This is a genomic window from Paraburkholderia sediminicola (genome assembly GCF_046026855.1).
In the GTDB taxonomy this organism is placed as follows: domain Bacteria; phylum Pseudomonadota; class Gammaproteobacteria; order Burkholderiales; family Burkholderiaceae; genus Paraburkholderia; species Paraburkholderia sediminicola_A.
The window spans coordinates 286,007-308,306 of record NZ_JAQQET010000004.1 but is presented as its reverse complement, the minus strand read 5'-3'; the positions used below and the strand labels follow the sequence as shown (position 1 = coordinate 308,306).

The 22,300-nt window shown below is 63.1% G+C and carries 17 protein-coding genes; 4 read left to right on the top strand and 13 right to left on the bottom strand.

The window, feature by feature from the left end:
* Nucleotides 1–124: 124 nt before the first annotated feature.
* From PQR40_RS06815 to PQR40_RS06775, 9 genes are all read right to left on the bottom strand, one after another.
* Nucleotides 125–2,455 (bottom strand): hypothetical protein, encoded by a 2,331-nt coding sequence (locus PQR40_RS06815; protein WP_408508672.1) that lies wholly within the window; start codon nucleotides 2,453–2,455, stop codon nucleotides 125–127.
* 620 nt (nucleotides 2,456–3,075) lie between these two features.
* The gene (locus PQR40_RS06810; RefSeq protein ID WP_408508671.1) at nucleotides 3,076–3,789 is read right to left on the bottom strand and encodes an ABC transporter ATP-binding protein; all 714 of its coding nucleotides are present in this window, start codon (nucleotides 3,787–3,789) and stop codon (nucleotides 3,076–3,078) included.
* A gap of 2 nt (nucleotides 3,790–3,791) precedes the next feature.
* Entirely contained in the window at nucleotides 3,792–4,544 is a 753-nt protein-coding gene (locus PQR40_RS06805) for an ABC transporter ATP-binding protein (protein ID WP_408508664.1), read from the bottom strand.
* Nucleotides 4,541–5,830, bottom strand: coding sequence for a branched-chain amino acid ABC transporter permease (locus PQR40_RS06800; protein ID WP_408508663.1), 1,290 nt, complete (start codon nucleotides 5,828–5,830; stop codon nucleotides 4,541–4,543). Before PQR40_RS06800 ends, PQR40_RS06805 begins: the two co-directional genes overlap by 4 nt.
* The gene (locus tag PQR40_RS06795) at nucleotides 5,823–6,761 is read right to left on the bottom strand and encodes a branched-chain amino acid ABC transporter permease (RefSeq protein WP_408508662.1); all 939 of its coding nucleotides are present in this window, start codon (nucleotides 6,759–6,761) and stop codon (nucleotides 5,823–5,825) included. Before PQR40_RS06795 ends, PQR40_RS06800 begins: the two co-directional genes overlap by 8 nt.
* 4 nt (nucleotides 6,762–6,765) lie before the next feature.
* Nucleotides 6,766–7,215, bottom strand: coding sequence for an acyl-CoA thioesterase (locus PQR40_RS06790; RefSeq protein WP_408508661.1), 450 nt, complete (start codon nucleotides 7,213–7,215; stop codon nucleotides 6,766–6,768).
* 90 nt (nucleotides 7,216–7,305) lie between these two features.
* Nucleotides 7,306–7,836, bottom strand: a complete 531-nt coding sequence (locus PQR40_RS06785) for an NUDIX domain-containing protein (protein WP_408508660.1) — start codon at nucleotides 7,834–7,836, stop codon at nucleotides 7,306–7,308.
* 210 nt (nucleotides 7,837–8,046) lie between these two features.
* Nucleotides 8,047–9,078 (bottom strand): threonine aldolase family protein, encoded by a 1,032-nt coding sequence (locus PQR40_RS06780; protein WP_408508659.1) that lies wholly within the window; start codon nucleotides 9,076–9,078, stop codon nucleotides 8,047–8,049.
* A 131-nt stretch (nucleotides 9,079–9,209) separates the two neighbouring features.
* Nucleotides 9,210–10,505 carry a YbfB/YjiJ family MFS transporter gene (locus PQR40_RS06775; RefSeq protein ID WP_408508658.1) on the bottom strand — a complete coding sequence of 432 codons (1,296 nt, stop codon included), beginning with the start codon at nucleotides 10,503–10,505 and terminating at the stop codon, nucleotides 9,210–9,212.
* Between the two features lie 118 nt (nucleotides 10,506–10,623).
* Here PQR40_RS06775 and PQR40_RS06770 point away from each other — a divergent pair, with 118 nt between their 5' ends.
* Nucleotides 10,624–11,535, top strand: a complete 912-nt coding sequence (locus PQR40_RS06770) for a LysR family transcriptional regulator (protein ID WP_408508657.1) — start codon at nucleotides 10,624–10,626, stop codon at nucleotides 11,533–11,535.
* 145 nt (nucleotides 11,536–11,680) lie between these two features.
* Here the strand turns inward: PQR40_RS06770 and alaS are convergent, their stop codons facing one another.
* A complete protein-coding gene (alaS, locus tag PQR40_RS06765; protein WP_408508656.1) occupies nucleotides 11,681–14,305 on the bottom strand; it encodes an alanine--tRNA ligase in 2,625 nt (874 codons plus the stop codon).
* A 398-nt stretch (nucleotides 14,306–14,703) separates the two neighbouring features.
* Here alaS and PQR40_RS06760 point away from each other — a divergent pair, with 398 nt between their 5' ends.
* Nucleotides 14,704–15,924 carry a CaiB/BaiF CoA transferase family protein gene (locus tag PQR40_RS06760; RefSeq protein ID WP_408508655.1) on the top strand — a complete coding sequence of 407 codons (1,221 nt, stop codon included), beginning with the start codon at nucleotides 14,704–14,706 and terminating at the stop codon, nucleotides 15,922–15,924.
* A gap of 140 nt (nucleotides 15,925–16,064) precedes the next feature.
* Here the strand turns inward: PQR40_RS06760 and PQR40_RS06755 are convergent, their stop codons facing one another.
* Nucleotides 16,065–16,625: an RBBP9/YdeN family alpha/beta hydrolase gene (locus PQR40_RS06755; RefSeq protein WP_408508654.1), complete on the bottom strand. Its 561-nt coding sequence runs from the start codon at nucleotides 16,623–16,625 to the stop codon at nucleotides 16,065–16,067.
* Between the two features lie 138 nt (nucleotides 16,626–16,763).
* Complete coding sequence (gene ggt, locus PQR40_RS06750) at nucleotides 16,764–18,518, bottom strand: gamma-glutamyltransferase (RefSeq protein ID WP_408508653.1); 1,755 nt, start codon at nucleotides 18,516–18,518, stop codon at nucleotides 16,764–16,766.
* 395 nt (nucleotides 18,519–18,913) lie between these two features.
* Here ggt and PQR40_RS06745 point away from each other — a divergent pair, with 395 nt between their 5' ends.
* The gene (locus PQR40_RS06745; protein WP_408508652.1) at nucleotides 18,914–20,623 is read left to right on the top strand and encodes a glutamine--tRNA ligase/YqeY domain fusion protein; all 1,710 of its coding nucleotides are present in this window, start codon (nucleotides 18,914–18,916) and stop codon (nucleotides 20,621–20,623) included.
* Between the two features lie 273 nt (nucleotides 20,624–20,896).
* Complete coding sequence (locus tag PQR40_RS06740; protein ID WP_408508670.1) at nucleotides 20,897–21,775, top strand: transporter substrate-binding domain-containing protein; 879 nt, start codon at nucleotides 20,897–20,899, stop codon at nucleotides 21,773–21,775.
* Between the two features lie 53 nt (nucleotides 21,776–21,828).
* Here the strand turns inward: PQR40_RS06740 and PQR40_RS06735 are convergent, their stop codons facing one another.
* A complete protein-coding gene (locus PQR40_RS06735) occupies nucleotides 21,829–22,278 on the bottom strand; it encodes an NUDIX hydrolase (protein WP_408508651.1) in 450 nt (149 codons plus the stop codon).
* Nucleotides 22,279–22,300 lie beyond the last annotated feature (22 nt).

Genomic DNA, 22,300 nt, shown 5'->3' with positions numbered 1-22,300 from the left:
GCGGCATGCAAAGAAAAGTAGGTGCCGCCCCGCACAGGGGCAACACTAATAGACCACTAAGAAAGCAAGGAAAGGCCAACACCGTAGGCATACAACCAAAAAAGCGCCGCGCAGGCACCCCCCGCTATTTCCTGGCGGCCAAATCAACATCTAACCCACCATCGTCCCCCATCCTCACAGTCCCCCGGGCCACATCCCTCCGATACCCATAAAGGTCGAACTTCATCACCCCAGGATTGGAACTATCCTTAATAAAAGTCCTGGCATTCGTGACCAACGAATTAAACATCTTCACGTCCCCAGACTCGATCCAGACAAAACTCTTCCCAGCACCGGCAGGCGGCCTCGCAGCAGCAACAGAACTATCGCGCTTGAACTTCAACACCAACCCTTCATCAGTCACAGTGGCGCTCGCCAACCGTCCCTGCAAAACCGGCGGCGGAAACACCGTGTATTGATCGAACACCAACTGGTTGCCCTTCAATGCAACACCCTTGCGCGTAAACGGTGTCAACGACGCCAACGGAATATCCAGCGCCCGCAGCAACCCCGCCTGCGGCACCCCCAGCACCTTCACCGAGGTAGGTTCATACACCAGGTGCCGCTCGTCCTTGGCCACGATCGTGCCGTTCATCGTCGTGGGCAGCCACACGCCAGGAAAGTGATTCCACAACTTGATCCCGCCCGTCACCTCCAACTTTCCGTCCACCGGCTTCAGCTGCAAATCGTTCAGCGAACGCGGCTCGTAGTCGAGGAGGTAGTCGTTGAATAAGGCCGCCATCGCAGGCCACGGCTCCACCACTTCGCCGCCGATGATGCGAATGTCGTACTGGTCCGGATCGTCGAGATCGACGGGCTGACCAGGTTTCTTCGGCACCATCTGCGCATCCAGCGAACGTACATGAAAACCGATTCGGCCCGATACGTAGAAGTCGACATTCTCGACGTGAATCAACGGCGCAGGTCCCGACGAGTGCCGCTCGTCGCTGATCGCGGAGCCCGGTGCCGCCATGCTCTGAGCGGAAAACGCCGCGCGTGTGCCGACCGGAATCGCGCGTGCAACCGACGCGGTCCGCAAAGTCTGCGGCACGTGCTGCCACACGAGACGCGCCTGCGCGAGCGACGCCTGTTGCGCGCGAATGAAGCTATCGTTAAAGCGCGCGCTCGCACTGCCCATCTGCACCGGCGTATCTTTCGCCGCGCTGGCCAGCGTCGGATATGACGGTAGGTGCACATCCAGAGCGCCCGCCTCGTCGAAGGTGAAGTAGCCGGCCGCCATCTGCTCACGGTAGTGGTAAAGGTCCAGCACGAACGGCGCGTTTGCATCGAGCGGGGTCAACGCCATATCGATGTTCATCGGCATCGAACGCATGAACTTCACGTCGCCGCCCTGCACCAGCATGCCGCGCGGCGGCATCGTCGTGGGCCAGTCGATCTTCTGCACCGTATGATCGTCGAGCGTAAAGCGAACACCCGCAGCGCTGGTGTCGATCCGGGTGATGGTCATGCGCAACGCAGGTGGCGGCGTGAGCTTGGCCACCTGCATCACCACGTCGTCACCGTCGAGACGCGCAATCGGCGTGTCTACTTTCAACAGGTCGGCCATCTTCACGTGCGCGGCCTGCATCAGCTTGTCGGCACCGACGCCCGCCACTTCGACGTGATCGGCATGGAACACCAGATCGTTGGCGTTGCGCATCGACAGTGAGCCTGTCAGCACGATCGGCACCCATGTGTCGCGATGCATGTCACCGGTGATGCGCAAGGTGCCGCCGTCTTGCGGCACGACACGCATGTTGCGCAGCGGCGAGCCCTGATACTGGAACAGATAGCGATTGAAAATCGCGGTGAGCTTGGCGCTATCGAGCGTAACGTCGCCGCGGTGGACGTTGATCGTCACGCTGGTCGGATCGTCGAACACGATCGGCTGACCGGCGCGCGCGGGGGTCAACGTTGCCGCCATGTCGTGAATCATGAAACCGATGTCTCCGGTCACGCGAAAGTCGACGTCGCGCGCGAACATCAACGAACCGTCGATGCCGGAATCGCGCAGCGTCACCGGACGGCTGCGTTTCTCGGTCATGCCACTCGCCGACGGCACACGTCCCGCGACGCTCTGTTCGGCGGCGAGCTGTTTGGCCTTCGCAAGTTCGAGCGCGGGCCGGGATGCGGAGGCGGGTTGGGCGGCGCTCGCGGTGGCAGCGCCGTTCGTGGTGTTGGCGGCAGGTCCCACATCCGGCTGCGATTTTGCGGCTAGTGGGCTGTCGTTGTTGGTCAATGCGTTCGCTACCGCGCTCGTTTGTGTCGACGGTGCAGACGCCGCGTCGCTCGTCGTCGAACTGGCATCGGCGCAAGCGGACATCAACAGTGCGGCCGTCACCAGCACAGCGCCCGCACCCGCGCGGGCGCGCCACGCTTCACCGAGCGACGATCTCGACACATGAAGCGGCAGCATCCTTTGCAGCGGTCGCAGCGAGACCTCCGCCTGCACGCCGTCAGCCGATTTTTCGCGCAATGCGCCTGTCTGTTTCATGACGTCTCCTCCTGAAGCCGCGGCGCGTCTTTCGCGCGTCCGGCACGGCATGGTTTGTCGCACATACGTCGGCTTTAAACACCGTGCCGCCGTTGCGCGCCTTTGACCTGATTGTCTGTATTTGTCGGCGCGCTGCCGACAAGATTTCTGGAGGGCGCTCACCAAACGATCAAGCGTTTGAATCGCCACAACAAGTTACTGGAAAGCCCCACGTATCGGGCTTAAGCGACCTGCGCGAAAACGGGATTCAAACAGCATCCTGGGAGCGATTTGGACACGCGGCGACGTCCACGTGCATCGCGCGCTGCTACACGTGCACGTCAGGACAGCAAAATGGTCGCAAATTCGAATGCGGCGCCGCAATAAAACGCAATGCGATGGCTGTCAGCGACGCAACTGCCCGGTTTTGGGAAACCGAGTTTGCGCGCCGCATGGAGCCGGGCCCACCTGGGGTGTACTTCACAGTTAGGCGTAGCAATTCCGGTGGTACACACGGCGAGGCCGGTGAACCAGCGATGACACGTAGCCATGCCACACCTCGGTTAACCTACACCAAGCCATTCCTGCATCACGTCCGGTCGCTTCAAAAACGACGCCAGCGCGCCGTTGAAGACAATTTCACCATGTCCCATCACCGCAACCCTGCTGGCGACGTCTTGCGCAATCACGAGCCGCTGTTCGATCAGCAGCATCGCCACACCACGATCCCGCAGCATCCGCAGACATTGCGCGACCTGTCCCATCACCTGACTGGCCAAGCCCTCGCCGGGTTCGTCGATAACCAGCAGATCAGGGTCGCCGAGCAATGCCCGGGCGAGCGTCAGCATCTGCTGTTCGCCGCCCGATAACGCACCGGCGCGCGTGCGTTTTCTTTCGCGCAGGACGGGGAACAGTTCGTAGGCGTCGTCGAAGGCAAAGCGCGGTGTGCGCCCGCGAGCGCGCGGCGCCACACCGAGTTGAAGATTCTCGTGGACGCTCAGGGCCGGAAAGACATCACGATGCTCGGGCACGTAACCGAGCCCCAGGCGGGCGATCTCGAAGGTGCGAAGGCCGCCGAGCGCGTGACCGGCAAAACGCAACTCGCCCTCGCTGCGCACGAGGCCCATGATCGCGCGCGCCAGCGTCGAGCGTCCGGAGCCGTTGCGCCCGACCAGCGCGACAACTTCGCCTGCTTCGATCTGCAACGTGACGCCATGCAAGGCCTGACTTGCGCCGTACCAGGCGTTCAGTTGTCGAATGTCGAGCAAGGCAGTCATGGTCATGTGCGGAAGCTGTCGCCAAGATAAGCGGCGCGCACGGCCGCATCTGCGCGAATCGCCGCCGGCGTGCCGGTCGCGATGATGCGGCCTTGCACCAGCACCGAGATGCGGTCGGCGATCGCGAACACAGCGTCCATGTCGTGCTCGACCATCAGCAACGTGCGGCCCGCCGTGGTCGCGCGAATTAGCTCGATGGCGCGCGCTGCCTCGGCGCGGTTCATGCCAGCGGTAGGTTCATCGAGCAGCAAGGTATGCGCGCCGCCCGCGAGCGCGAGGCCAAGATCGAGCGCACGCTGCTCGGCATAGCTCAGTGTGCCGGCCTGGATACGCCGGCGCGCACTCAACCCCACTGCTTCGAGCACCTGCTCGGCGCGCGTATCGACCGTGCATGAACCGCTGAAACGCTGCCACCAGCGAGTACGGTCGCGCTCGGCCAGCATGGCCGCACAGCGCAGGTTGTCGAACACGCTGAGGCGAGCGAACACGCTGGTGGTCTGGAAGCTGCGCGCGAGGCCACGGCGCGTGATCGCGGCCGGCGCAAGACGCGTGATCTCCGCGCCGAACAGATCGATGCGTCCGGCGTTCGGCCGCGCGCCACCTGCGATCAGATTGAAGAGCGTCGACTTGCCGGCACCGTTCGGGCCGATCAATGCATGGCGCTCGCCGGGCTCGATGGCAAGATCGACACCACGCAGAATCTGCGCGGCGCCGAAGCGTTTTTCGATGCCATAGACCGCGAGGGCTGGGATCATCGCGTATCTCCGGTGATCGGCGTGGCGCTGGCGCGCACGGCAAGACGTGCTTGCGCGCGAACCGCGTAGCGCGCTGCGAGTGCCCCAGACGCTGCCAGCATGAACACCGCGACGCCCAGCCAGAGATGCGGCGAGGCGGTCTCCAACGGTACGCCAATGATGTTGAACGCCGCGCCATCGTCCGCGCCGAATTGCACTGCGTAAGCCCACTGCACCGCGAGCACAACGGCCAGCGTCCACAGCAGCGCTGACGCCGCGCCCCATAGATAAGCCTTGCCGCACACGCGCCAGCCGTAGGTGGCGACGCGTGCCGTGTGCCGCTGTATGAAGCCCGCCAGTCCGTCCGGCGAGGCCACCACGACCACGATGAAGAACAGCCCCAGATAGAACAGCCACGCCCGCGTGACGCTCGCCACCGCGACGCTGAAAAACGTCAGGACAATCGCGCCCGCGACCGGTCCGAAAAACGTCGCCGTGCCGCCGATCACCGTCGCGATCAGCACGGCGCCCGAGCGCATCATGCCGACGCTTTCCGTCGACACCAGTTCGACATTGATCAGCCCCAGCGTGCCAGCAATGCCCGCAAAAAACGCCGACATCACCACCACGCCATAGCGGATGCGGCGCGGATAGCAGCCGATCGCCGCGGCGCGTGCCGGGTTGTCGCGCACGGCGTTGGCGAGTCGCATGAACGGTGTGCGTGACAACGCGAACATCGCCACGCTCGCCACCACACACCACAGCGCAATCAACGCATAGGCTTCGCGCGCCGGGCCGAAGCTCCAGCTTGCGAGCATCGGCCCGCTCGCGCGGTCGATCGGCACGCCGGCCTCGCCGCCGAACCAGTCGGGCAGCGTCCACGCGGCCGCCGCGACGAGCTCACCGATGCCGAGCGTGATCATCGCGAAAGCCGTCCCGGCGCGCCGCGTCGACACGAAACCGAACAGCACCCCGCACAGCGCGCCGCCGATGCCACCTATCAACGGCAGTACCACCAAGGGCGCGCCGATGCGGTTGAACACTTGCGCTGCGACGAGCGCGCCGAGCCCGGAATAAGCGGCGTGACCGAAGGACAGCAAGCCTGCTTCACCCAGCAGCAGGTTGTACGACAGCGCGAACACGATCATCGTCGCGGTCTGCGCGAGATAGGCGAGCAGCCAGCTTTGCGGCCAGACAAAGGGCGGCACGGCGAGGAACAGGATGAGCGCGAGCCACGGCGCGAACATTCGCGACATTGAGCGAACTGTGGCGGCAGGCAGCGTGGATTTTTCGGACGGCTCACGCATGATCGTCACGCCGTCCGAACAGTCCGCGCGGGCGTAACGCCAGCATCGCGACGAGCAGCAGATAGGGAATCAGCGGCGCGAGTTGCGCAAGCGTCAGCGCGTCCCATTCGGCCGGCAGCGCGCCGCCGAATACCGATGTGATATCGCCTAAGGACACGTCGCTCGCCACCGCGAAGGTCTGCACGCAACCGACGATCAGCGACGCCGCCAGCGCCCCGCTCAACGAACCCAATCCACCGATCACAACCACCACGAACACGATCGAGCCGAGCGACTCGGCCATTCCCGGTTCGATCACGAAGAGCGGCGCGCCGATCACGCCGGCCAATGCGGCGAGCGCCGTGCCCGCTGCGAACACGCCGGTGAACACGCGCGGCACGTTGTGGCCGAGCGCCTCGACAGCGCTCGCATGCGTCAGCGCGGCGCGTACGATCAACCCCGCCTTCGACACCCGCAGCACCGCGTAGAGCACCGCCAGCATCGCCAGCGACACGGCCATCATGAAGGCCCGATAGCGTGCAAAGGCCGCGCCGTAAATAGTGAACAGCGGCCCGCTTAGCGCGGCCGGAACAGTCGCGCTAAGCGGACTCAAACCCCAGCCGAGCTTGACCAGCTCGCCAAGCAGATACGCCGCGCCGAAAGTCAGCAGCAACTCAGGAAGATGACCGTGCACACGCACGCGGCGCAGCAGCCAGCGTTCCAACGCCGCGCCGATCAAGCCGACGATGAGCGGCGCGATCACCAGCGCACTCCAGAAACCCGCGTGCGCGGCCACCGAAAAACCGACATACGCGCCGAGCATATAGAAGCTCGCGTGCGCGAAATTCAGCACACCGAGCATGCTGAAAATCAGCGTCAAACCCGCCGACAGCATGAACAGCAGCAGGCCGTAACTGACACCGTTAAGCAGATTGATGACGAACGACTGCACGCGCCTATTCCGCCTGCACAGCGACAGTGAGCGGTTCAAGCGCCGCGCGCAAATCAGCGGGCAGCGTCACCGGGCGACGCGTGACACGATCCACATACACGTGCACAAAATGACCCTGTGCGGCGGGTTGGTCTTCGCCTTCCTTGAAGAGACCCACTTCATAACGCACGCTCGAGGTGCCGAGCCGTACCACTCGCAAGCCCGCTTCGATCCGCTCGGGAAACACCAGCGGCGCGAAGTAATTGCAATGTGTCTCGACCACGAGGCCGATCGTTGCGCCGTGCTCGAAGTCGAGCACGCCCGCGCGGATCAGATACTCGTTCACTACGGTGTCGAAGTAGCTGTAATAGACGACGTTGTTGACGTGGCCGTAGACGTCGTTGTCCATCCAGCGTGTGGTGATCGGCAGAAAATGCGGGTAGGCGCTGCGCGCGGCGGGTGCGGGTTTGTTCATCGTGACGTGGCGTAGTGGTCAGATAGAGGAGTTAAGCCATGCCGTGCTCGTCCCGGAGCGCAAGGTCATTGGCCAGTTCATTGGCCGAGCTTACTGCCCTGGTTTTTCGACAAACTCGAACGGCAAGCCGCGCCGCCGCATCCATTCGCCGAGCGCCTGGCCGGTGCCCGCGCGCCATGGACGCAGTTTGGCCGGTTCGATCAGCCGGTATTCGAGCAATTCCGGCGACAGCGCGATCGTCCCGTATGCCTTCACGTGATACGCGATGATCAGTTCGTTCTTGCGGATGAATTCGTACACGCCGATCAACTCGACCGTCTCCGCGTGCAGCGAAGTTTCCTCCAGCACTTCGCGGGCAATGCCCTCTTCCGGGGTCTCGCCGTTTTCCAGAAAGCCCGTGATCAACGCGAACATGCCTTCCGGCCACGCGGCGTTGCGCGCGAGCAGGATCTTGCCTTCGTGCTCGACGATCGCGGCCACCACCGGCAGCGGATTGTTCCAATGGACATAGCCGCATTCCGCATCGGGACAGGTCTGGCGGACCCGGCCGCCTTCGTGTTCGGCATCCGCGCGCTCGATCAAAGGCGTGGCGCAGCGTGGGCAAAATTGGTATTCGGTCATGGCGAGTGGCTCGTCTCTTCTGTTTTGTGTGTGGCTGTGTTCGGCATTGAATGTCGTGCCGCGGCGGGCACAGCACCTGGTGCGTAGTCCTGTTTGTGCGCCTGGTTCCAACCTCGTTTGTACGCCTGGTTCAAACGTCTGGTTCCTGCTTTCAGCTTCCGGTTCAGGTGCACCGTTCCTGCCTGGTTCAGGCGCGCAGTCGATGCGGGTTCAGGCAATGCACAAGTCGCGCACTTCCGCGGCGAAACGCTCGACGGTTTCCGGTTGCGTGTCCCACGCGCACATCAGCCGGCAACCGCCCGCGCCGATGAACTCGTAGAACTTCCACCCGCGCGCGCGCATTGCCTTGGCGGCTTGCGCGGGCAATTGCGCAAAGACCGCGTTCGATTCTCTCGGAAACATGATGCTCACGCCGGGAATTTCCTGCAACCGCGTTTGCAGCAATTCCGCCATCGCATTCGCATGACGCCCATTGCGCAGCCAGACGTCGTTATCCAGCAAACCGAGCCACGGCGCGGAGATGAAACGCATTTTCGAGGCGAGTTGGCCCGCCTGCTTCAGACGGTAGGCGAAATCGTCGGCGAGCGCGCGGTCGAAGAACACCACGGCTTCACCGACCGGCAAGCCGTTCTTGGTGCCGCCGAAGCACAACACGTCGACGCCCGCGCGCCACGTGATCTCGGACGGATGCACGTCGAGCGCCGCGACCGCGTTCGCAAAGCGCGCGCCGTCCATATGCACTTTCAGGTGACGCCGCTTGGCGATCGCCGCGATCGCGCGCACTTCCTCGACGGTATAGACGGTGCCAACTTCGGTCGACTGGGTCAGCGTGACGACCTTCGGCTTCGGGTAGTGAATATCGGCGCGGCGCGTGACGACCGCTTCGATCGCATCCGGCGTGAGCTTGCCGCCGACGCCCGGTGCGGTCAGCAGCTTCGAGCCGCCGGAGAAGAATTCCGGGCCACCGCATTCATCGGTTTCGATGTGCGCGAGTTCGTGACAGATCACCGAGTGATACGACTGGCACAGCGACGCCAGCGCCAGCGAATTGGCGGCCGTGCCGTTGAACACGAAAAACACTTCGCAATCGGTCTGGAACAGATCCCGCAGGCGGTCGCAGACCTGGTTGGTCCAGGAGTCGTCGCCGTAAGCGGGTTCGTGACCGCTGCTGTTGGCAGTGATCAGCGCCTCGAGCGCTTCGGGACAGATGCCGGCGTAGTTGTCGGACGCGAAATGTTGCATGGCTGGCGGCGCGCCCGGCGACAGGCGCACTGAGATGACGGGAAAGCGGTCATTTTAGTGCGCCGGGGGGTTATTTGTTTTTCAATCGTGGGGATTGCCGGGTGAATGCCTCGGCGTCGAATGGAAAGCCGTTAGTTGCAGCCGCAATCGGGCATGCGGCCGCGGCCGCGCGGCATACGTGCCACGATGACCAGGCCCGCCGCGCCCAGCAGCAACGCGCCGGCTGCCAGCCACAAAGCCAGCGAAAAGGAACCGGTGTGTTCGGCGATCGGCGCAGCCACCAGTGGCCCGACGATTTGACCCACGCCGTACGCCGCGGTCGCATAGCCCATCAGGCCGGCCGCCTTGTCGCCGCGCAGAAGCCGGGCTTCGCGCATCGCGAACAAGGTGATTGCGGTGAATGGCAGACCGATCAGGATGCTGCCGAGCGAGAAACCGCCCGCCGTGGGCCAGATGATCCCGAGCGCAATACCGGCGGCTTGCAGCACGTAACAACCGGCGAGCAGCGTGCGGTTGTCCCAATGCACCGGCAGGCGGGCCGCGAGCAACGCCCCGACGATCAAGGCCGCGCCGAACATCGGCCAGAACAGATCGGGCCAGGACGAGCCCGGCAGCGCGTGACGCGCGATCACCGGCAGGAACGTCGCGGTGATGATGTAGCCGAAGCCGGGCACGCCGTAGAGCAGGATCAACCAGAAGGCGTCGGCCCGGTGCGAGGGGCGGTTTGTGGGAGAAAGTTGGCTTGTGGATGCGCGTTGACTCGCATGAGCGACGCTGCTTGACCCCTCCGTGGCGAGCGCCGCACCTCTTGGGGCGGGATCGGTCACGGTCCCGAACACCGACCAAACCATGATCGAAAGTACCGCCGCAATGAGCCCGAAACCAATCCAACCCACCGTCGCACCGTAGCCGCCCGCAGCACTGACCAGCAAACCCGTCCCGACGATGCCCACACCCGGGCCTGTATAGATCACCCCACTCCAGCCGTGTGCGCCGAGTTCGGCAAGCCGCCGCAAGCCCCACTGCGAGGCGAACACGAAAGTCCAGGCGCTAACCGCGCCGGCGACAAAGCGCACGACGGCCCACACCCAGAATTGGCTTGTTACGCCCATTGCCAGCGTCAGCAGGACCGTCGCAACAAGCCCCGCACGCACCATGCGCGCCGGCTCCGCCCGCAGCGCCGCGCAGGTGACGGCACCGACGAAATAGCCCGCGTAGTTGAACGACGCAAGCCAGCCACCGTGCTGGATATCGATCTGCGGCTGACCGAAAGTGCTGCCGTGAAGCATCAGCGGCAAAAGCGGCGTGAATGCAAAACGCCCGATCCCCAGCACCACGGCCAAGGTGACCATGCAGGCAAGCGCCGCCCGGCGGGCGGCATGACGTTCGGTAGGGGTTTCGTGCGTGCTGGAAGCGAGATCGTTCATGAGCAAACCGGAAATGGAATCGGACCGGCAGTCACCGGTTTCTTCAATCCATATTAGCTTGACCTTTCGATCACGAAAAATGAATAATTAGAATACCAACCATCGCCAGGAGAGATCAATGGATCTGGCTGCCTTGACCATTTTTCGGGCTGTCGTGCGGGAAAACGGTGTGACGCGCGCCGCTGCCAAGCTCAATCGGGTGCAATCGAACGTCACGACGCGCATCAAGCAACTCGAGGAGCAACTCGGCACCGACCTGTTCATCCGCGACGGCCGGCGCCTCGTTCTGACGCCGGCTGGCGAAACGCTGCTGCCCTACGCGGAGCGTCTGCTCGCGCTCGCCGACGAGGCGCGTCATGCGGTGCGCGAGGATCGTCCGAGCGGGCGCCTGCGTTTGGGTACGATGGAAAGCGTCGCGGCGACGCGTCTGCCTGGATTGCTCGCGCGTTATCACCAGCAGTGGCCGGATGTCGCGCTGGAACTCGAAACCGGCACGACCGGCAAGCTGATCGAGCGGGTCCGCGAATTTGAGGTGGACGCTGCTTTGGTGGCGAGGCCACTGGATTCTGCCGCGCTCGGCGAATTGTTCGAGACGGTGCCGGTTTTCCGCGAAGAACTGGTGATGCTGTCGCCGCGAGGCCATCGGCCGATTCACGAAGTGCGGGATATTGCTTTATCGACGTTGATCGCGTTTGAGCGCGGGTGCGCTTACCGGGCGTACATCGAGAAGTGGTATCTGGAGCATGGCGTGAGGCCGGCTCGCGTTCTGGAGCTCGGCTCGTATCATGCGATCGTAGCTTGTGTCGCCGCTGGCGCGGGCGTGGCCGTGGCACCGCGATCAGTGCTCGATCTGCAAACCGATACGCGCAATATCGCTGTTCATGAGCTTCCCGATATTGGCGTGATCGAGACGCTTCTCGTCTGGCGACGAGGGCATTTTTCGTCCGCGCTCAATGCGCTGCGGCAAACGCTTGTGGCGGGAGAGGATGTGGTGGAGTTACCTGCCGCTGAATCGGTAGGCGTTGTTTGATGCTTTGCCTGCGTGGCGGGGAACGCTAACCGCCACCGCAATCGGCCAGGTTAATGCACGGCAAGACACGCCCGGGCCAAAAACAACTTGGGCCACGCAGGACGTAAAAACCACCAACGCCCCGCGTGGCCCAATCAGATCCGAATCAAAGCTGGGCTTCGACCCAACCCTTCACGCCTGCCAGCGCTGCCGGCAGATTCGCCGGCTCGGTACCGCCAGCTTGTGCCATGTCCGGCCGCCCACCGCCCTTGCCACCGACTTGCTGTGCAACAAAGTTGACCAGTTCACCGGCCTTGACCTTCTTGCTGGCGTCCGCCGTCACACCGGCAATCAAACTTACCTTGCCGCCCTCGACCGAGGCCAGCACGATCGCCGCGCTCTTCAGCTTGTCCTTCAGCTTGTCGACAGTCTCGCGCAGCGTTTTCACGTCCGCGCCCTCGAGCGTGGCGGCCAGCACATGCACGCCGGCCACTTCGATCGCCTGCCCGGCAAGCTCGTCGCCCTGGCTCGAAGCCATCTTCGACTTCAGTGCGCTCAGTTCCTTCTCCAGCGACTTCACCTGATCCTGCACTTGCACGATCCGCTGCGTCAGCTCCGACGGCTGCACCCTCAACACGGCCGCAGCCGCATTGATCCGCGCATCGAGATCCTGCACGAAGCGCACAGCGTTATCGCCCGTGATCGCTTCCACGCGACGAATACCGGCAGCCACGCCGCCTTCCATCACGATTTTGAAGAAACCGATGTCGCCCGTGCGATGCACGTGCGTGCCGCCGCACAACTCGCGCGAGAAACCGAGGTCGAGCACGCGCACTTCGTCGCCGTACTTTTCGCCGAACAGCGCCATTGCGCCGCCCTTCACCGCTTCGTCGAACGGCATGACCTGCACGATGCCCGGCGCGTTCGCCAGCACCTCCGCGTTGACGATCGCTTCGACCTGGCGGATCTGCTCGTCGGTCATTGGCGCGTTGTGCGCGAAGTCGAACCGCGTCTTGTCCGCATCGACAAGCGAACCCTTCTGCTGCACGTGCGAGCCGAGCACTTCGCGCAGCGCCTTGTGCATCAGGTGGGTAGCCGAGTGATTGCGCTCGGTGCGGGCACGACGCACCGCATCGATCTCCGCCTTCACGACGTCGCCGATCTTCAACGTGCCCTGCTCGAGCGTGCCGTGATGGCCGACCACGTCCGCCTGCACCTTCAGCGTATCGGCCACTGCAAAGCGCACGCTCGCGTTCGCCAGCACGCCCTGGTCGCCGACCTGGCCGCCCGATTCCGCGTAGAACGGCGTGTGGTCGAGCACGACGATCGCCTGCTGGCCGTTGCTCACTTGCTTGACCGACGCGCCGTCGACATACAGCGCGATCACTTTCGCGTCGTCGAAGACGATTTCTTCGTAGCCGTGGAACGTGGTCTTCGCACCCGAATATTCGAGGCCTTGCGCCATCTTGAACTTGCCCGCCGCGCGAGCCTGCTCGCGCTGGCGCGCCATCGCTTCGTCGAAGGCGGCTTCGTCGACCGTCACTTCGCGTTCGCGGCACACGTCCGCCGTCAGATCGAGCGGGAAGCCATACGTGTCGTGCAGCTTGAACGCGAGTTCGCCGTCGAGCGTCTTGCCGCCCTTCGCTTCCAGATCGGCCAGCGCGCTTTCCAGAATCGACATGCCGTGCTCGATGGTCTCGAAGAAGCGCTCTTCTTCCTGACGCAGCACGTCGGTCACGCGTTGTTCCGCGTCTTTCAGTTCCGGATAGGCGCCGCCCATTTGTGCGACGAGGTCCGGCACCATGCGGTGGAAGAACGAACCCTTCTTGCCCAGCTTGTAGCCGTGGCGGATCGCGCGGCGCACGATACGGCGCAGCACGTAGCCGCGGCCTTCGTTGCCCGGAATCACGCCGTCGACGATCAGGAACGAGCACGCGCGAATGTGATCGGCGATCACCTTCAGCGAGTTGTTCGTCAGATCGGTCACGCCGGTTTCGCGGCCCGCGGCCTTGATGAGTGCCTGAAACAGGTCGATCTCGTAGTTGCTGTGCACATGCTGCAGAACCGCGGCGATACGTTCCAGACCCATGCCCGTGTCCACGCACTGCTTGGGCAGCGGCGTCATGTTGCCTTGGGCGTCGCGGCTGAATTGCATGAACACGAGATTCCAGATCTCGATGTAGCGGTCGCCGTCTTCCTCAGGCGATCCCGGCGGGCCGCCCCAGACCTCCGGGCCGTGGTCGTAGAAAATTTCCGAGCACGGGCCGCACGGCCCGACGTCGGCCATCTGCCAGAAGTTGTCCGATGCGTAGCGCGCGCCCTTGTTGTCGCCGATGCGGATGATCCGCTCGACCGGCACGCCTACTTCTTTCGCCCAGATGTCGTGCGCTTCGTCGTCTTCGTGATAGACGGTGACCCACAGCTTGTCTTTCGGCAACTGGTACACGCCCGTCAGCAACTCCCACGCGTAGTGGATCGCGTCGCGCTTGAAGTAGTCGCCGAACGAGAAATTGCCCAGCATTTCGAAGAACGTGTGGTGACGCGCGGTGTAGCCGACGTTTTCCAGATCGTTATGCTTGCCGCCGGCGCGCACGCTGCGCTGCGAGGTCGTGGCGCGCGAATATGGACGCGATTCCGCGCCGAGGAACACATCTTTGAACTGCACCATTCCCGAATTGGTGAAGAGCAGTGTCGGGTCATTGCCGGGCACAAGGCTCGACGAGCGAACGATCGTATGGCCCTTCGATTCGAAGAACTTGAGGAATTTCTCGCGGATTTCGGCGGCTTTCATAGCGTGCGGGGGACGGTCCTGGCTGTTACCGGCGGCATCATGCGGATGCGCCAACTGTTTGTTTCTTAAACGACTGATTATACGGGATCGGCGCCCGTACGCGGCGGCGCCCCTGTCCCGCGTAGCCATTCGGCCAGGTTTGGCCGCGTCTGGCTCGATACCGAGCGACACGGCAAGGCGCATCGCGCGTCTTATGCCGTTCGGCTGACTGCGCCGGTGCGCGGGAATCGCTTAAGATTGCCCCCATCTGCGGCGACATGCGCGCCGCGTCACCACCCACAAATCTTGCATGGGGCCGGAGTAAGCGCTAAACCGCTAGCTCCGGTCGACAACTTTGTATGGGACCGAAGTAAGCACTAAAGCGCTAACTCCGGTCGACACAGGAGACATTGAAGAATATGGGCGCTCTCAGTCATATCCGCGTGCTGGATCTCACACGCGTGCTCGCCGGGCCCTGGTGCGCACAGACACTCGCCGATTTCGGCGCCGACGTCATCAAGATCGAACGACCTGAAGTGGGCGACGACACCCGCCACTGGGGGCCGCCGTACCTGAAAACACCGGAAGGCGCCGACACGCGTGAAGCCGCTTATTACCTCGCCGCGAACCGCAACAAGCGCTCAGTCACCGTCGATATCGCTTCGCCCGAAGGCCAGCGGATCATCCGCGAACTGGCCGCGCAAAGCGACGTGGTGCTGGAGAACTACAAGGTCGGGCAGTTGGAGAAGTACGGCCTCGATTACGCGTCACTCAAAGAAGTGAAGCCCGATCTGATCTACTGCTCGGTGACCGGCTTCGGGCAAACCGGGCCGTATGCGCAGCGCGCCGGGTATGACTTCATCGTGCAAGGCATCGGCGGCTTCATGAGCATTACCGGCGAGCGTGACGGCCAGCCGGGCGGCGGTCCGCAAAAGGCCGGCGTCGCAATTGCCGACCTGATGACCGGCATGTATTCGACCATCGCCGTGCTCACAGCGCTCACGCACCGCGACCGAACGGGCGAAGGCCAATATATCGACATGGCGCTGCTCGACGTGCAGGTGGCCATGCTGGCCAACATGAATTCGAATTACCTGGCGAGCGGCCAGCCGCCGGTACGCTGGGGCAATGCGCATCCGAACATCGTGCCCTACCAGACCTTCCAGACCAGCGACGGCTGGATCATCGTCGCGGTCGGCAACGACGGGCAGTTCCGCAAGTTCGTCGACGCAGGCGGGCGTCCCGGGCTCGCCGACGACGAGCGATTCGCGACCAATCCGGCGCGCGTGCGCCACCGCGATATCCTCGTGCCGATTCTTGCCGACATGGTGCGTCTGCAGGGCAAGCAGCAATGGATTGCCGCCCTGGAAGCGGCCGGTGTGCCGTGCGGGCCGATCAACGATCTGGGCGAAGTGTTCGAGAACGAGCAGGTGGTGGCGCGCGGCATGCGGGTCGATCTGCCGCACCCGTCGGGCGGTACGGTCAAACTGGTGCGCAATCCGATCAACATGACCGGCACGCCGCCCGAAGCGCTGTCTCATCCGCCAATGCTCGGCGAGCACACCGATAGCATCCTGCGCGACGTGCTGGGTTATGACGACGCGCGGATTGCCACGCTGCGGGACCAGTCAGTGATTTGAGGCAGGTTAAGGCGGCGGCGGTTCTCAGTGACGCTGGCGACGGTGCCCGCTCGCTCGCCACCCAGCTACGCCGGCAAACCGGCCGGTATGTCGAGAGCGAGACATGGAGCGGTGGTGACCCCAACGTAGCAAGTCACATGTCACCGCCACTCGCCCAACGAAGCCAGCCAGCGCCGCCCCTCGTCCCAATCGCCGAGCCCACTGTCGGCATTGATGTGACCACGCGGACCGATGTCGATCCAGCGGCTACCCCATGCGCTCGCACAGGTCTGCGAGAACGACACGCCGCCGTACGGATCGTCACTGCTCGCCACAACGATGCTCGCAAACGGCAAGCGCGTACGCGGCACCGGTGCGAAGCCGCTGGCATCCGGCGGAAAATGTGCCCCTGACGGATCGGGCACCGCCACCAGCAGTGCGCCCGCCACCTTCGCCAGCTGGGCTGCGCTCGCGTACTGCGACGCCCAGAAGGCGGTCGTCAGGCAGCCAAGGCTGTGCGCGGCCAACACCACTGGCGAGTCGGCTGCAGCCACCGCGGCATCGAGCGTGCGGCACCACGCGTCGCGCGCCACATGGTCCCAGTCCGGCATCTGCACTCGCACGAAGGCGGGATCGAGCGCCTCCCAGCGTGTCTGCCAGTGCCCCGCTCCAGAATTCTGGTAGCCCGGCAGTATGAGTACGTTTAGTTTTTGTCCGCTCATTGCGCTCCCCGTCGCAGTTTGTTTTTCAGGTGGTTTTATCAAATGCGGTTATCAAGTTCGTTTCTGCAGTTCGTTTCTGCAATTTGCTTCCGCAGTTCCTTTCCGCAATTATTCGCTTCGCCCGGCCGAAACCACGCTTCAAGGCATGACGCGGCCCACACCCACGCCACGCGGATCGGCCGCCGGCTCGGGCGTCGTGCCTTCGACGCGGATCATCTGCACGTCACTATTAAACGACTGCCCTTCCAGCGTGTAGCCTCTGGCTTTCAACTGGTCGGCCAGCTCACCCGTGATCGGGTGATACGGCTCAAAGTAGATCGTCTTCGGCGGCAGCAATTGATGATGGAATCGCATCGCGGCCAAAGCGTCGGCGGGCGTCATATTGAAATCGTACAGGTTGATCATCACCTGGAAAATCGACGTGAGGATTCGCGAGCCACCGGGCGTGCCGATCACGAGCGACACCTTGTTGTCCTTCAACAGGATGGTCGGCGTCATCGACGAAAGCGGCCGCCGTCCCGGCGCCACCGTGTTCAGGTCGTCGGCCGCAGCGCCCGGCGCGCCAACGGCAACCGGCTTGGTGACGAAGTCGTCCATTGCGTCGTTGAGCATGAAGCCGCCGCCGTCCACCACCACACCGGAACCGAACGACCCGTTCAGCGTATAGGTATTCGACACGGCGTTGCCCCACTTGTCGACCACCGAAAAATGCGTGGTTTGCGCTTTTTCCGGCAAGGCGTCGCCGAGGCCGCCTTTGACAGGCACGGCGCCCGGCACTTCGTCGGGTTTCACTTCGTCGGCGCGTTGCGCGAGGTAGGCGTCGTCGGTCAGTTTGTCGACCGGCACCTTGTACGAATCGGGGTCGCCGATGTATTGCTGGCGATCGGCGAACACGCGGTCCTCGATCTGCGCAATCAGATGGACATACGGCACGGAATTCAGCTCGAGACCATCGAACGCCTGCTTCAGATCGGCTTTCATCTTCAGCATCTGGATCAGTCCGATACCGCCTGAGCTCGGCGGCGGCGCGGTCACAATCTTGTAGCCGTTCCAATCGGCGGTGAGCGGTTGGCGCCAGACGGCCTTGTATTGAATCAGGTCCTGCTTCGTGAGCAGACCGTGGCCGTACATCTGCTGGGCGATCAGATCCGCGGTGTGGCCTTCGTAGAACTCTCGGCCGCCATCGCCGGCGATGCGCGAGAGGGTTTGCGCGAGTTCAGGCTGGCGGAACATCACGCCCGCCTTCAGGTTCGAGAAGTAGGCATTGAAGTTGGTCTTGCCGGCGAAATTCTTCGCCGCCGCGTCGCGACGCTGCTGCAACCACGGCTCGACCTGGAAGCCGTCAGTGGCGTAACGGATTGCGGGCGCCAGCACCTGTTTCCACTTCAGCTTGCCAAAGCGCTGCTGCGCTTCCCACATGCCCTCGACAGTGCCCGGCACGCCCACCGCCCGATGGCCGACGAGACTCATACCCGGTACGAGGTTGCCTTTATCGTCCAGGTACATGTCGCGGGTTGCCTGTTGCGGCGCGCGCTCGCGGTAGTCGAGAAAGTACGGTTTGCCGTCCATGAATACCGTCATGAACCCTCCACCGCCGATATTCCCCGCATCCGGACAGGTCACGGCCAGCGTGAAAGCGATCGCCACTGCAGCGTCCACCGCGTTGCCACCGGCGGCGAAGATCTGCTGCGCGGTGTCAGCGCTGTAGCGATCCGGCACGGCCACCGCCGACGCGTCCAGTACGGCCTTTGGCGGCGGCGTTTTCGCGAGCGCGGGGGCCGGTGCGACAAAGCTGCCGGCGAGCGCGCCGACTATGGCCGCGGCCGTCACGATTCGGGCGAAAGACAAAGAGGCGAAAGGCGCGCGAGGCGCGTCGTGCGAGGGAACGGACATCCGAGAAACTCCGGGAACTGAGGACATCATGTTGCACGAATGGCATAGGTTCGTGCAAAACGAGGGAAGCGTGTCCTGACTGGACTGCGGCAGCGCGAGCACGCGTTGCGCGACCGGGCGTGGGCCGCGCTACCCCGCAAAAGATCGGGCAGCACGCAGGCGGAGAGTGCGCCGCCCGCATCCTAAGTCGCCGGCGCATGCGCCAACAAACCGTTTTACCTCCTGTTACAGCACCTTAAACGCAGCCTGCAGGATTTCGCCTGACCCCAAAAAACAGCCGAAACCGCTCAAACGTTGGCTGCGCGCCGCACTCGCCTGCCGCGAGCGAACTCGTCAGGTAGAATTGACAGATAAGTGGGCGCATTGCGCGCCCCGACCGACTTTCACCTTCTCGCATGAATACCGAACGCAACGACGCGCCAGCGGCATCCAATTTCATCCGCAATATCATTGACGAAGACAACCGCACCGGCAAGTGGGGCCAGCGCGTCGAAACGCGCTTTCCGCCTGAGCCGAACGGCTATCTGCACATTGGCCACGCCAAGAGCATTTGCCTGAACTTCGGCGTGGCGCGCAGCTACGGCGGCGTGTGCCATCTGCGCTTCGACGATACGAATCCGGAAAAGGAAAGCGTCGAATACGTCGATTCGATCATCGACTCCGTGCGTTGGCTCGGTTTCGAGTGGGAAAAAGACGGCAACGAACAGCTCTACTTCGCAAGCGACTACTACGACAAGCTGTACGAGTTCGCCGAACTGCTGATCGAACGCGGCAAAGCGTATGTGGACAGCCAGTCGGCCGAAGAAATGCGCGCGAACCGCGGCTCGGCCTCCGAGGTCGGCACGCCGTCGCGCTTCCGCGAGCGTTCGGTGCAGGAAAACCTCGACCTGTTCCGCCGCATGAAAGCCGGCGAGTTCAAGGAAGGCGAGCATGTGCTGCGCGCGAAGATCGACATGTCGTCGCCGAACTTCAACATGCGCGACCCGGTCATCTACCGGATCCGCTTCGCGCACCACTACCGCACCGGCGACACATGGTGCGTGTACCCGATGTACGACTACACGCACTGCATCTCGGACGCGTTGGAAAACATCACGCATTCACTGTGCACGCTCGAGTTCGAAGACCATCGCCCGCTGTATGACTGGATTCTGAACGAACTGGCCGAAGCCGGGATCTTCACGCGCCCGCTGCCGCAACAGATCGAGTTTTCGCGCCTGAACCTGACCTATGCGATCACCAGCAAGCGCAAACTGCTGCAACTGGTGACCGAAGGTCATGTCGAGGGCTGGGACGATCCGCGTATGCCGACCATTGTCGGTGTGCGCCGCCGCGGCTTCACGCCGGCAGCGATCCAGTTGTTCTGCGAGCGTATTGGCGTCACCAAGGTCGATTCGTGGATCGACATGAGCGTGTTCGAAGGCGCGCTGCGCGACGATCTGGACGATAAGGCGCCGCGCACCGCGGCCGTGCTCGATCCGGTCAAGCTGATCATCGACAACTTCCCTGAAGGCGTGACCGAGCCGTGCAGCGCACCGGTCCACCCGCATCATCCGGAACAGGGCGTCCGCGAGTTTCCGATCTCGCGCGAACTGTGGATTGAGCGCGACGACTACACCGAGACGCCGCCGAAAGGCTACTTCCGCCTGTTCCCGGGCAACAAGGTGCGCCTGCGCTACGGCTATGTGATCGAGTGCATTGGCGCGGACAAAGACGAGAACGGCAACATCGTCGCGGTTCATTGCAATTACTTCCCGGACAGCAAATCGGGCACCGAAGGCGCGAACAATTATAAGGTCAAGGGCAACATTCACTGGGTCAGCGCGGCAACCGCGTGCCCGGCCGAAGTGCGTATCTACGACCGTCTGTTCAAGGAACCGCAACCGGACGCCGGTGGCCGCGACTTCCTCGAAGCGCTGAATCCGGATTCGAAGCGCGTGGTCAACGCCTACCTGGAACCGGGTGCGCGTGACGCGTTGCCGGAACAGCGCTATCAGTTCGAGCGTCATGGCTATTTTGTCGCCGACCGCGTCGATTCGAAACCGGGTAAGCCCGTGTTCAATCGCATCGTCAGTTTGCGCGACAGTTGGGGCAAGCCGGCGTAAGCTGGAGCGGCTACCGCGCGAAGCGCATCTGAAGTTGAATACGGCGTGCATTTCGTGAGCGGGATGCACGCCGTTTTTGTTGCATCATGTTCCATCGACAAGTGACAGCGCGGCATACGTGCACGCGCCAGTCCAGGAGACCCGATGAAAGTTGCAGCCCGCCGCGGGGCCAGTGCATGGGGCTCGGCACGAGGTACGCGCCAGGCGTGTACTGCTCCTGCTCCGTACATAACGCACGCCCCGCGCGTCGCACAAAGCGTGCGTTGCGCACTCATGGCGTTGGTCGCGTTCGGCGTGACGGTGCTCGGGTGCCCCGCTCATGCGGAAGAACTCTCCGGCACGCTGAAGAAAATCCACGACGACGGCGTAGTCGTGCTCGGCGTGCGTGAAGCGTCGATTCCCTTTTCGTACTTCGACGGCAAGCACACCGTTGGCTACTCGCAAACCATCGCGCTGCAGATCGTCGACGAAATCAAGAAAACGCTTGGTCTGCCGCAACTGAAAGTGCACGAAATCACCGTGACCTCGTCGAACCGCACGCCGATGTTGCTGAACAACCAGATCGATCTGGAGTGCGGCTCAACTACGCATACGGTGGAACGTGAAAACGTGGCCGCCTTCTCGGACAGCTTCTTCCAGTACGCAGTACGCATGCTCGCCCGCAAAAACAGTGGCATCACGGATTTTCCGGACCTGGCCGGCAAGACGGTCGTGACAACCGCAGGCACTTCCGACGAACGCCTGCTGCGCCGCCTGAACACAGAAAAGCATCTGAACATGCGCATCACGAGCGCACGCGATCATCCGGAGGCCTTCACCGCGCTCAAGGAGGACCGGGCGGTGGCCTTCGTGATGGACGAGCCGATTGTGTACGGTTTCAGATCGACCGACACGCACCCCGAAGATTTCGTGGTGACCGGCACGCCGCTCGGCTACGAGGTTTACGCCTGCATGTTTCGCAAAGGCGACGAGCCGTTCCGCACGCTCGTGAACGGCGTGATCGCGCGTGGCCAGACTGCCGGTGACGCGGAACGTCTGTATAACCAGTGGTTCACGCAGCCGATTCCGCCGCAAGGCATCAATTTGAATTTTCCGCTGTCGGAGCAGAACCGCGCGCTATTCGCGCATCCGAACGACCGTGCGCTCGACTGAGCGCGTGGAGTAAACGCGCGGGTGCCGGTGGCGCCGGCGCTTAAAATCTGCCGTTATAGCGTTCGATGCAGTTCCGCAAGCGAAAGCGTGGTCTGAAAGAGCCGGGTAAGACTACGGCTCGCGTACCGCTCGACCTCGTCCGGCGCGGCCCAGCGATATGCGTCCATTTCGGGAATCAGCGTACCGTCAGAGCGGCGCGGAAACAGCGACGTGCAGGTGCACACCGTCAGATCGAGTTCGTCGGCCGTTGCACGCACCGCGAACAGATGCAGATCTTTGTCGCGCCGGTAGACGAATAGTCCGAGATCCTTCAAACGCTCGAGCTCAATCACGATGCCGGTCTCCTCGACCATCTCGCGCAACGCCGTGACGTGAGGCGCCTCGCCCTCTTCGCCATGCCCTTTTGGAACGTCCCAGTGAGATGTTTCGGTAGCGTGCGCGAGCAAGACTCGACCGTGCGGGTCGAGCAGTACGACACCGCACGAGACGACCCGCGCGCTCATCGGCGCATTGCGCCGCGAGGGC